The following is an 11,742-nucleotide window of genomic DNA, read 5'->3' on the forward strand; positions in this document are numbered from 1 at the left end:
CCACCGTCGCGGCGAGCGAGGTCACCAATCTCTCCGCAGCATCACAACGTGCCGCGGCCGCGTTCACCGCTGTCGGGATCACCGCATCGGTGATCAGCGGTCAGGGCCGCAGCTACGGCAGCTCCATCAGAGGTCGGCGCCGGAAGGATCTCGACGACCTGCCGGCCCCGGCGCTGCACGGAGCATTCCCGCTCGAACAGGTGCACAGCGTTGCCATCGGCGCCGGCCAGGACCTTCCGGAACGTCGACCCCCTGCCGATTCGGGAACCGGTACAGACCCCGAGGCCGCCGCGAGCCCGCTTCGGCGCCGACCTCTCCGGACGCAGCGCCGGTCGACGCCCCGGGCGGCAGGCACCCGCCGGAGCGCCACCCGACGCCAGTCAGGGTCTCGCGATATCGAGAGACCGGAGGCGCTCGTCAGACAGTTCGCTCCTCGAACTCATCGGCTCGGTCCGGCGTGCTGAACATGGACCGGAACACGATGATCGACACCACCGCAGACAGGAACAAGAAGGCCAGGATCACCCACATTCCGCTGCGGTTGTCTCCTGTCACATCAGCGAGCCACCCGGTGAGCACCGGACCAAGAAAGCCCGAGGCGTTTCCGAGTGTGTTGACCAACGCGATCCCACTGGCTGCGGCCGCTCCGGTCAGCAACCTGGTCGGCATCCCCCAGAAGGGTGGCATGGAACTCAGGATTCCAGTCGCGGCGATGGTGACGCCCACCATCGACAGGAAGGGACTGTTGGCATACATCGCAATCAGGATGCCAACCGCACCCACCAGAGCCGGAACGGCAAAGTGCCTGACCACCTCGTTCGACAGGTCCGAGTGCCGAGCCCACAGAACCATACCGATCGCTGCGAAACCGTAAGGAACAGCGGTCAGCAAACCGACCTCGAGAGTCGAGTACTCGACTCCGAAGGTCTCCTGGAAGCCTGCGATGATCGTCGGCAGGAAGAACCCGATCGCATACATTCCGTAGAGCACGCCGAAATACATCATGCCCAGGAGCCAGACCCGCGGCTGCAAGAGCGCGTCGCGCACCCGGTGGGACTTCGTGGTATCACCCTGCTCCTCGGCCAGATCCGCAGACAAAAGGGCCTTCTCGTGTTCGGTCAGCCACTTCGCGTCCGCGGGGCGGTCGGTGAGGTAGAACCAGCAGATGACGCCGAGCACGATTGCGGGGAGTCCTGTCATGAGAATCATGAACCGCCAACCGGCGAAGCCGGGAATGATGCTGTCTCCCCATTGGATCAGCATTCCTGCAATAGGGGCACCGATGACGGAGGTGAGAGGTATCGCCACCAGAAAGAGCGCCATCGCACGGACGCGGTCGCGCTTCGTGAACCAATAGGTCAGATACAACAATACGCCCGGCGCGAATCCCGCCTCTGCGATACCGAGCAGCAGTCGCATCACATACAAACTGCCGGCATTCGGCACGAAGGCCATCAGAGAGGCGACCATCCCCCAGCTCACGAGGATCCGCGCCAGCCACCGACGCGCGCCGTACCGGTGCAGCGCCAAGTTGCTCGGAACCTCGAAGAGCAGGTAGCCGAGGAAGAAGATCCCCGATGCGAGGCCGAACATGGCGGCGGTGAGCCCCAGGTCGGCATTCATTCCAGCCGGAGCTGCGAATGCCAGGTTCGTTCGATCCAGATAGTTGACCAGGTACATCAACCCCAGGAACGGAGAAATCCGCCACAAGATCTTCTTGCGCAGGCGGTCCCGAACCTCGGTCTCGGAGCTGTCACCAGTCGGCACGGGGACACCTCCGCACGACGCCGCGGCGCCTCGAACCGATTGCGAGACGATTCGATCGCCTGCGCACCTCCAGCAGTGCCGGCGGGCGCAATCGAGCAGGGCACACAGTCACACAGCGCTCCTTTGCTACTGGCGGAATACGAGGCAGCTCGAGAAGTGTGCATCCAGACTCCTGGATCCACCGTGTGAGGACGGTAACCATGCCTCAGGGGGGTGTCAACGCCGGATGCCGCGCCTGCAAGTACCGCGTGGGCGTTGAAAATCCTCGCTGCCATCCCTCCGACCTGCGGTGATGCAACCATCGACAGGATGAGGCGTCCGGCGGCGCCAGTCACCGGCCCCGGCCGGGTGCTTCAGATTGGTGTGTGCATCGCTGCACAGCTGATGTGCCCAAGTTCGTCTTGAGCGTGCACACGTGATCTACCGATAGTGGCTCGGAACTCGACACGAACGGAGCACCACCATGAGCGTCATCGGATTCGTCGGTCTGGGGAACATGGGCGGGCCCATGGCGGCGAACCTGGTCGAGGCCGGGTACGCGGTTCGAGGATTCGACCTCGGCGAGGAAGCGAAGACCAGGGCCACGCAGGCGGGGGTCACCGTCGTCGCCTCGGCCACCGAGGCCGCCGAGGGCGCAGATGTACTGGTGACGATGCTGCCGAGGGGCGAGCACGTGCGCAGCGTCCTGCTGGGCGAGCACGGTCCGTTGACCGCTCTCAAGCCTGGTGGGCTGGTCATCGACGCGTCCTCGATCGATGTCGCCACCAGCCGGGATCTGCACGCGGCGGCGACCGACCGGGGGCTGCTGGTGCTCGACGCACCGGTGTCCGGCGGTGTGGGCGGTGCGACCAACGCGACGCTGACCTTCATGATCGGCGGCGCGGAGGAGGCTCTTGCCGCGGCTCGCCCGGTCCTCGAGGCGATGGGCACGAAGTTCTTCCACGTCGGCGCGGCCGGCGCGGGTCAGGCCGTGAAGGCCTGCAACCAGATGGTCGTCGGCGCGAGCCTGGTCGCGGTGTCCGAGGCGTTCGTTCTCGCCGAGCGGCTCGGGGTGTCGAACCAGAGCCTCTTCGACGTTCTGAGCACCTCGTCGGGCAACTGCTGGGCCCTGCACAACTTCACCCCGCGCCCCGGCCTCGTCGAGGGCTCCGCCGCGGACAACGACTACGCGCCCAAGTTCGCCTCCGCCCTGCTGGCCAAGGACCTCGGGCTCGCCGCCGCGGCTGCCGAGAGCGTCGGCGTCGAGCTCGTCGTCGGCTGTGGGGCCCAGCAGCAGGTCGACAAGGCCGCCGCGGTCCACGGGCATCTCGACTCCTCCGTGGTGATCAAGTCCGTCGGCGTCACTGACTGACCACTCGCCCAGAACCTTTCGGAAGAGGCCTCATCATGAGCACGACCACCCCCGAGTTCTTCAACTTCGTCAACGGCAGCTGGGTCGGCCCGCGCAACGGCGAGTGGATCGACGTCGTCAGCCCCCGCAACCGCCAGGTGATCGCCCGCGTCCCGCGCGGCGCCGAGAAGGACGTCGACGACGCCGTGGATGCGGCCGGCCGGGCGTTCCCGGGCTGGCGCGACACCGCGCCGCGCGCCCGCGGCCGCCTGCTGCAGCAGATCGCCGACGCGATCGAGCCGCACATCGAGCGGATCGCTCGCCAGATCGCCGAGGAGAACGGCAACGCACTGCGGACCCAGGCCCGCGGGGAGGTCCAGTACGCCGTCGACGTCTTCCGCTACTTCGGCTCCGTGGCCAGTGAGACCAAGGGCGAGACGATCCCGCTCAACGCGCACGTGCTCGACTACTCACGGCGCGAACCGATCGGCGTCGTCGGCGCGATCGTGCCATGGAACGCCCCCGTGCAGCTCGCCTCGATGAAGATCGCCGCTGCGCTGGCGGCGGGCAACTCGCTGGTGCTCAAGGCAGCCGAGGACGCGCCGCTCGCCGTCCTGGAGATCACCAGGATCTGCGCCGACTTCCTCCCGGCCGGTGTGCTCAACGTGCTGATCGGCTACGGCACCGAGGCCGGCGAAGCACTGATCACCCACCCCGCCGTGCGCAAGCTGTCGTTCACCGGTTCCACCGCGGTGGGCAAGCGCGTCATGGCGGCCGCGGCCGAGCGGATCGTGCCGGTCTCGCTCGAACTCGGTGGCAAGAACCCGCAGATCGTCTTCCCCGACGCCGACGAGGACTGGGTCGCGCAGGGCACCGTCACCGGCATGCGCTTCGTGCGGCAGGGCCAGTCCTGCACCGCGGGATCGCGGCTGTTCGTGCACCGCTCCATCGTCGACTCGTTCGTCGAGAAGGTCACCGGCCACCTGGCGAAGCTCAAGGTCGGCGACCCGCTCGACGAGGCCACCGACATGGGCGCAGTGGTCAACCAGAAGCAGTTCGACCGGGTCTGCAGCTTCATCGACGAGGGCCTGGCGCGCAACGACGCGCGGGTCGCGATCGGTGGCCGCCCGCCGGCCGAGGGCCCGCTCTCGGAAGGCTTCTACGTCGAGCCCACCGTCTTCGTCGGCATCGAGAACTCGTGGCGGATCGCCCAGGAGGAGATCTTCGGTCCGGTCATGTGCGTGATCCCGTGGGACGACGAGGAGGAGGTCGTCCGGATGGCCAACGACACCCACTACGGGCTGTCGGCGTTCATCTGGACCCACGACATCGGCAAGGCGCTGCGCACCGCGCACTCGATCGACGCCGGCTGGGTCCAGGTCAACCAGGGTGGAGGCCAGGTGCTCGGCCAGTCCTACGGCGGCTACAAGCAGAGCGGCATCGGTCGGGAGTTCTCGCTCGAGGGCATGCTGGAGGGCTTCACCGAGCGCAAGCACATCTCCGTCGACACCTCCCGCTGAGGCCGTGATGAACATCGATACCTTCGGCCGCGAGCTGGGACGGGTCCTGCGCGAGGACCCCACGCCCGATCTCGTCACGGACCGGGTGGCCGTGCAGCACGTCGACGACGTCGCGGTGGTGACCCTGTCGAAGCCCGAGGCCCGCAACGCACTGTCGCTGGCCGGCTGGCGACGCCTGTTCACCGTGTTCACCGAGCTCCAAGGCCGCGCCGGCCTGCGGGCCGTCGTCGTCCGCGGCGCCGGTCCGGACGCTCTCGCTGCCGGCGCCGACATCACGGAGTTCCCCCGGACCCGGTTCGGCGCCGCCGCGGCGACCGACTACAACGAGTCGATCGCACGGGCGCTGCGAGCGGTCGCCGCCGTGCCGGTGCCTGTCATCGCCTCGATCCACGGACTCGCCGTCGGTGGCGGGTGCGAGCTGGCGGCGGCCTGCGATGTACGGATCGCCTCCACCGCCGCCCGGTTCGGCATCCCGATCGGGAAGCTGGGCGTGACGCTGGGATACACCGAGACCTCGGCGGTGGCCCGGCTGATCGGACCGGCGGAGCTGAAGTACCTGCTGTTCAGCGGGGAGATCGTGACTGCCGCCGAGGCACATCGGATCGGGCTCGCGCAGCGGGTCGTCGAACCCGACGAGCTGGTCGACACCGTCACCGCGCTGGTCTCCCGGATCCGCGCACAGGCTCCGGTGACCATCGGCGCCGCCAAGGTCGTGACCGACATGGCCGGCCGGCCGCTCACCGATTCCGACGCCGATCTGCTGTCGCGGCTGCACATCGCGGCCTATGACGGACCCGATCTTCGTGAAGGGGTCGCGGCGTTCAGCGAACGCCGGGCCCCGGTCTTCCACAGAAAGCGAGAGGACTGACATGGGGGCACTGGACGGGGTCCGCGTCGTCGACCTCACCCGCTACCTCTCTGGCCCGACTCTGACGATGCTCCTCGCCGATCTCGGCGCGGACGTCGTCAAGGTCGAGACGCTGCCGACCGGGGATCCCGCACGCCAGTCGGGCCCGTTCTCCGACGGCGAGAGCGTCTATTACATGGCGTCCAACCGGAACAAGCGCAGTGTCGCTCTCGACCTGCGCAGCGATCAGGGTGCTGCGGCGCTGCGCACGCTGATCTCCGAGGCCGACGTCTTCGTGCAGAACTTCAAGCCGGGCACCGCCGAGAAGATGGGCGTCGGGCCGGCGGAGATGCTCGAGCTGAACCCGCGGCTGGTCTATGTCTCGCTGAGCGGATTCGGCCAGAAGACCCCCGGATCGGAGCTGGCGGGGTTCGACCAGACCGCCCAGGCGATGTCGGGTCTGATGAGCGTGACCGGTACCCCGGAGACCGGCCCGCTGCGGGTGGGGATCGCGGTCGCCGACTCGGCCACCGGGGTGTTCGGCGCGGTCGGGGTGCTCGCCGCCCTCCACGAGCGCGAGCGCACCGGCCGGGGCACCCTGGTCGAGGGTTCGCTGATGCAGTCGATGCTGACACTGCTGTCGTATCAGGCGCAGAAGTACCTGAGCCTGGGCGTCACGCCCGGGCAGGACGGCAACGACCACCCGATCATGTTCCCGCAGGGCACCTTCCGGACCGGGGACACCGCGATGACCCTGGCCTGCGGCAACGAGAAGATGTGGCAGCGGCTGTGCGACGCCCTCGACAGGCCTGAGTGGGCGCGCGACGTCCGCTTCGCCAGCAACGCCGACCGGATGGCCCACCGCACCGAGCTACGCGAACTCATCGAGGAGGTCCTCGCCACCGGGACCACCGAGCAGTGGCTCGACACGGTCGGTGCTGCCGGGGTCCCCTGCGGGCCGGTACTCACGATCCCGGAGGCGCTCGAGCACCCGATCACCGCCGGGCTCGACATGGTGGCCGAGGTGGATCACGCGACGCTGGGCTCCATGCGGGTCCTCGGACAGTCGATCAACGTGGGCGGCACGGATTCCGACTGGTTGCGCCGGCCGGCTCCGATGCTCGGCCAGCACACCGAGGAGGTCCTCACCGCAGCCGGCTACAGCCCCGACGAGATCGACCTCATGATCGTCGCCGGACACGCGGCCCAGTGGCGCCGCGGCGAGGACTGAGCACCCGCACGACCAGGGGGCCCGGGAGATCCGCTCGGGCCCCCTCTCGTCGGATCACGCCTCGATCGTCGCGGCGAGCGAGGTCACCAGCTTCTCCGCGGCATCGCCCAGATGCCGACGGATCGCAGCCTCCGCCGCGTCCGGATCGCGATCGCACAGCGGCCCGGCGATCTCGGCGTGCTCGGTCCAGGCGTTGTCGAACACGGTCGTGATGTGCAGCACGCTCACCATCGCCCGCTCGACGATCGACCACACCGGCACGATCGACCGCTGGTAGTGCTGGTTCTGCGACGCGGACAGGATCGCCATGTGGAACTCGCGATCGGCCGCGAGCAGCTTCGCCGCGTCGTAGGACGCGAACGCGCGGCCGTGCGTATCCACAATGGTCTGGATCTGGCGCAGGTTCCAGTCCGAGCCGTGCTCGGCGGCGCTGCGCACCGCCTGCGACTCCAGCGCGAGACGTACCTCGTACACCTGCCGGACGTCGGTCTCGGTCAGCGGGCGCACCGCCACTCCCCCGCCGGGCAACGACTCGAGCAGCCCCTCGGCCACGAGCTCGGGAATGGCCGCACGGATGGGCATCCGACTCACGCCGAGCTGACGCGCGACCTGGACCTGGTTCAGCTTCCCGTCCGGGATCTCGGCGAGCGCGATCGCCAGCCGCAGCCGATCCCGTACGGTGCGCACCAGCGTCGTCGTGTCGCGCGGTGGGAGCTGCTCCAGTGCGGATCCTCGCGACAGTGAGTTTCCGGCCGGTTCGGAATCGGCATTCGTGGTCGCCATGGACGTGCGCACCTTTCGTCGTCTTCGCGGCCAATCTAGCAGCGGCGGGGTTCCTGGATCCCCGAGCCATTCTGGTCGGAACGTGCGGCAACCCCGTACCGGCCGATGGCCGGTACGGGGGCGGCGGGCCGCGACGTCGGCAGAGCGGGTCAGGCGGTCTCGGTGATCTTCCGGTCCACCCACGGCATCATGTCGCGCAGCCGGGCGCCGACCTGCTCGATGCCGTGCGCCTTGCCCTCCGCACGAAGTCGCAGGAAGTTCGGCCGGCCGTTGTCGTCCTCGGCGATCCACTCCTTCGCGAAGGTGCCGTCCTGGATCTCGGTCAGGATCCTGCGCATCTCCCGGCGGGTGTCGTCATTGACGATCCGCGGGCCACGGGTGAGGTCGCCGTACTCGGCGGTGTCGCTGCACGAGTAGCGCTGACGCGCGATCCCGCCCTCGTAGACGAGGTCCACGATCAGCTTCATCTCGTGCAGCACCTCGAAGTAGGCGATCTCCGGCTGGTATCCCGCCTCGACCAGGGTGTCGAACCCGGCCTGGATCAGCGCCGAGGCGCCGCCGCAGAGCACTGCCTGCTCACCGAACAGGTCGGTCTCGGTCTCCTCCGCCACGGTCGTCTCGATGACCCCGGCCCGGGTGGCGCCGAGCGCCTTCGCGTAGGCGAGCGCGAGCGGCTTGGCGTTGCCGCCGTCCTGCTCGACCGCGACCAGCGCGGGAACCCCGTGCCCGTCCACGAACTGCCGGCGGACCAGGTGCCCCGGCCCCTTCGGAGCGACCAGCGCGACATCGACTCCCTCGGGGGCCTGGATGTAGCCGTACCGGATGTTGAAACCGTGGCTGAAGACGAGCAGGTCACCCTGCTTCAGGTTCGGCGCGATGTCCTGCGCGTACAGGGTGCGCTGGACGGTGTCGGGAGCCTGGACCGAGATGACGTCGGCCTCGGCCACCGCCTCCGCGGGAGTGACGACCCGCAGGCCCTCCTCCTCCGCCTTCGCCCGCGACCTCGACCCCTCGGGCAGGCCGACACGGACGTCGACACCGGAATCCCGCAGGCAGAGTGCGTGGGCGTGGCCCTGGCTGCCGTACCCGAGCACGGCGACCTTCCGGCCCTGGAGCAGTCCCAGGTCGGAGTCGGCTTCGTAGTAGACGGTGGCGGTCATCGATCCACTCCCTTGTCAGACGTTGTGCGCGACCCCGCCGATGCGAAGCCGATGGTGAACCTACTATGCGGCTCCTGGATCCAGGACGCGCGGTGACTTCTTCGCTCGAACCTTGAGTCGCCGGAGGTGTCGCGTTATCCTTGATCCTGGATCCACGCTTGCGATTCACCACCTGAACCGCTGTTCGGGCGACCGCCCGTCTTCTCTTAGCCCCTTCCCATGGCCCCCGTCAGTCGAAAGGTCCGTTCCCGAACATGGTTGACACCGCCGTTACTCAGAGACGGAAGCTCGCCGAACCCGCGCCAGGCACCCGTGCCGCCGTGGTCGACTGCGACACCCACCCGATCCTGCCCTCGGCCCGGGATCTCCTCCCCTACCTGGACGAGTACTGGGGCGATCAGCTGATCGGCGCACTGGCGCCGTACTACGACCCCAACTACCACCCGCGGGGTTCGCGCATCGCGCAGCTTCCCGATGCCCGCACCGACGACAACGGCCGTGCCTCGACCCGCGTCGAGGACTTCGTCGCCGACGTGTTCGCCGACGGGCGCACCGACTACGCGATCCTGAACTGCCTCTACGCGGTTCAGCAGATGCACCAGCCGCGACGCGAGGCCGCGCACGCCCGCGCACTCAACGACTGGGTCGCTCACGAGTGGCTGGCCCAGGACGACCGCCTGCGCGCCTCGATCGTGGTGCCCCAGGGCACCCCGGAACTCGCCGCGGCCGAGATCGACCACCGCGCCGGCGACGACCGGTTCGTGCAGGTGCTGCTGCTCGGCCAGTCCGAGCTCCTCTACGGCCGCCAGATCAACTGGCCGATCTGGGAGGCGGCGCAGCGCAACGGGCTGCCGGTCACCATCCACATCGGTGGTGTGTTCCGGCAGGCCCCGACCTCGGTCGGGTGGCCCACCTCGTACCTGGAGTGGTACGTCGGCCAGCAGGCGAACCTCGAGGCCCAGATCAACTCGATCGTGTCCGAGGGCGTGCTGCAGAAGTTCCCCGGCACCAAGGTCGTCGTCAGCGAGGTGGGATTCAAGTGGCTCCCGCCCTTCGTCTGGAAGTTCGACAAGCTCTGGAAGAGCTACCGGCCCGACATGCCGTGGCTGGATCGCGCCCCCTCCGACCTGATCCGGGAGCACTTCCGGTTCACCACCGCGCCCTCCGACGGCGCCGAGGAGCTCGGCGGCCTGGACACCGTGGTCGACCGGATGGGCAGCGACCGGATGCTCGTCTACTCCAGCGACTACCCGCACCAGCACACGACGGGTCCGCACGCGATCGCGGACGGGACGTCGAACCCCGAGGTCCTCGAGCGCATCTACCGGCACAACGCCTGGGACCTCTACAACCTGGCCGTCCCGGCCGACGAGTGAAAGGCGCCTCCACCATGACTGTCATCGACCACGCTCCCGCCACCGCGCCGGTGAGCGAGCCCGTCCTCGGCACTGGCATCTTCGACGTCGACATCCACCCGGTCCCCAAGGAGGGGCTGATCGCCGGTTATCTGCCCGAGCGCTGGCGCAAGCACATCGCCGAGTACGGCGTGCGCACCACGAACGGCCTGTCCACCGTCACCGAGTACCCGCAGATGTTCGGTGGCGCCATGCGCAACGACGCGTGGCCCACCGACGGGACCTACCCGGGCTCCTCACTGGATCTGATCCGTGAGCAGCTGCTGGATCCCTACGGCATCACCATCGGGGTCCTGCAGTGCCTCGCCCCCGGCGGCCAGACACTGAACCCGGCCAGCCAGGCACTGGATCCTCGGCTCGCGCACGTGCTGACCCAGGCCATCAACGACTGGCAGCTCGAGCACATCGTCTACCCCGAGCCGCGCCTGCGCGCCTCGGCACCGGTCGCCTTCGAGGCCGCCGACCTGGCGATCAAGGAGATCGAGCGGATCGGTTCGAACCCGGGCGTGGTGTCCCTGCTGGGCCTGAGCAAGACGCTGGAGCCGCTGGGCAGCCGGCGCTACTGGCCGATCTACGAGGCCGCGGTCGCGCACGATCTGCCGATCCAGTTCCACCTCTCGCAGGGCGGCGGGCACGCCAACACCGGTACCGGCTGGACCTCGTACCACACCGAGTACCACGTCGGGCACACCCAGAGCCTGCAGTCGCAGATGCTCAGCCTGATCCTGACCGGCACCTTCGACCGCTTCCCCGAGCTCAAGGTGATGTTCGTCGAGGGCAACGTGCTGCACTTCGCGCCGCTGGCCGAGCGGCTCGACTACCACTGGAAGAACCTCCGCAGCGAGGTCCCCGACCTGCAGCGCAAGCCCTCGGAGTACATCAAGGACCACATCTGGGTCTCGACCCAGCCGATCGACGAGCCGGAGAACCCGCATCATCTCGCCGAGATGATCGAGGAGTTCTGCCCGGACAACGTGGTGTTCGCCTCCGACTACCCGCACTTCGACTTCGACTCCCCGGAGACGGTCTTCCCGGCCGAGTTCCCCGACGAGCTGAAGCAGAAGATCTTCCGCGACAACGGTCTGACGTTCTTCGGCTTGGACGGGTGAGGTCATGACCAAGTACGCAGTCGCCAACGTCGCCGACATCGGCCCCGGCGAGCGCAGGATCGTCGAGATCGAGGGCCGCGCCGTCGGCGTGTTCAACGTCGAGGGCGAGTACTACGCCCTGCTCGACCGGTGCCCGCACGCGGGGGCCGCACTCTGCAGCTTCGGCACCGTCTTCGGGGTGTCGGAGTCCGAGGCTCCCGACATGCCGGTGACCTACGAGCGCAACCGGTCCATCCGATGCCCGTGGCACGCGTGGGAGTACGACATCCGCACCGGCGAGTCGTTCTTCGACCCGCGCAACGCGCGGGTCCGCAAGTACAACGTCGAGGTCGTTCCCGGTTCCCCCGAGGACACCGTCGATCCCGACGGTGGCGTGCAGAAGGGCCCGTACGTGATGGAGGGCTACGCGGTCTCGATCGACGGCGACATGGTCGTGGTCGACACCAGCCGCCGACGCCCGGCCCGCGGCCCTCGCGCCGAGGCGACCAGCCGATCCTGATCGGCTCCTCGCCCGTCCGCCGGGCCGGCGTGCTCCGCCGACCCGGCGGATCTCCGTTCAGCCTCGTCGAATCCTGCCGGC

11 protein-coding genes are annotated in these 11,742 nt (G+C 68.4%); 7 read left to right on the forward strand and 4 right to left on the reverse strand.

Features of this window, described 5'->3' with window-relative positions; all coding sequences use genetic code 11:
• Positions 1-41: 41 nt before the first annotated feature.
• Positions 42-380: an ATP-binding protein gene (locus Pdca_RS37830; protein WP_125911688.1), complete on the reverse strand. Its 339-nt coding sequence runs from the start codon at positions 378-380 to the stop codon at positions 42-44.
• Positions 381-417: 37 nt separating this feature from the next.
• Positions 418-1,767: an MFS transporter gene (locus Pdca_RS24745; protein ID WP_085915641.1), complete on the reverse strand. Its 1,350-nt coding sequence runs from the start codon at positions 1,765-1,767 to the stop codon at positions 418-420.
• Between the two features lie 463 nt (positions 1,768-2,230).
• Between Pdca_RS24745 and mmsB the strand changes: the two genes are divergently transcribed.
• Genes mmsB through Pdca_RS24765 form a run of 4 tightly spaced genes read left to right on the forward strand, consistent with a single transcriptional unit; the run spans position 2,231 to position 6,695 of the window.
• Positions 2,231-3,118 carry a 3-hydroxyisobutyrate dehydrogenase gene (gene mmsB / locus Pdca_RS24750; protein WP_085915642.1) on the forward strand — a complete coding sequence of 296 codons (888 nt, stop codon included), beginning with the start codon at positions 2,231-2,233 and terminating at the stop codon, positions 3,116-3,118.
• 35 nt (positions 3,119-3,153) lie between these two features.
• Positions 3,154-4,617 (forward strand): aldehyde dehydrogenase family protein, encoded by a 1,464-nt coding sequence (locus Pdca_RS24755; RefSeq protein ID WP_085915643.1) that lies wholly within the window; start codon positions 3,154-3,156, stop codon positions 4,615-4,617.
• Between the two features lie 7 nt (positions 4,618-4,624).
• On the forward strand, positions 4,625-5,485 hold the full coding sequence (locus tag Pdca_RS24760) for an enoyl-CoA hydratase/isomerase family protein (RefSeq protein WP_085915644.1): 861 nt from the start codon (positions 4,625-4,627) through the stop codon (positions 5,483-5,485).
• Position 5,486: 1 nt separating this feature from the next.
• Entirely contained in the window at positions 5,487-6,695 is a 1,209-nt protein-coding gene (locus tag Pdca_RS24765; RefSeq protein WP_085915645.1) for a CaiB/BaiF CoA transferase family protein, read from the forward strand.
• A 54-nt stretch (positions 6,696-6,749) separates the two neighbouring features.
• Here the strand turns inward: Pdca_RS24765 and Pdca_RS24770 are convergent, their stop codons facing one another.
• On the reverse strand, positions 6,750-7,478 hold the full coding sequence (locus Pdca_RS24770; RefSeq protein ID WP_085915646.1) for a GntR family transcriptional regulator: 729 nt from the start codon (positions 7,476-7,478) through the stop codon (positions 6,750-6,752).
• A gap of 149 nt (positions 7,479-7,627) precedes the next feature.
• Positions 7,628-8,638: a ketol-acid reductoisomerase gene (gene ilvC, locus Pdca_RS24775; RefSeq protein WP_085915647.1), complete on the reverse strand. Its 1,011-nt coding sequence runs from the start codon at positions 8,636-8,638 to the stop codon at positions 7,628-7,630.
• Between the two features lie 320 nt (positions 8,639-8,958).
• Between ilvC and Pdca_RS24780 the strand changes: the two genes are divergently transcribed.
• The 3 genes from Pdca_RS24780 to Pdca_RS24790 are packed head-to-tail and all read left to right on the forward strand — an operon-like array spanning position 8,959 to position 11,661.
• Complete coding sequence (locus tag Pdca_RS24780; protein ID WP_232021176.1) at positions 8,959-10,014, forward strand: amidohydrolase family protein; 1,056 nt, start codon at positions 8,959-8,961, stop codon at positions 10,012-10,014.
• A 14-nt stretch (positions 10,015-10,028) separates the two neighbouring features.
• On the forward strand, positions 10,029-11,162 hold the full coding sequence (locus Pdca_RS24785) for an amidohydrolase family protein (protein ID WP_085915649.1): 1,134 nt from the start codon (positions 10,029-10,031) through the stop codon (positions 11,160-11,162).
• Between the two features lie 4 nt (positions 11,163-11,166).
• On the forward strand, positions 11,167-11,661 hold the full coding sequence (locus tag Pdca_RS24790) for a Rieske (2Fe-2S) protein (protein ID WP_085915650.1): 495 nt from the start codon (positions 11,167-11,169) through the stop codon (positions 11,659-11,661).
• The last annotated feature ends 81 nt before the right edge of the window (positions 11,662-11,742 follow it).

This window comes from Pseudonocardia autotrophica (assembly GCF_003945385.1).
GTDB lineage: Bacteria > Actinomycetota > Actinomycetes > Mycobacteriales > Pseudonocardiaceae > Pseudonocardia > Pseudonocardia autotrophica.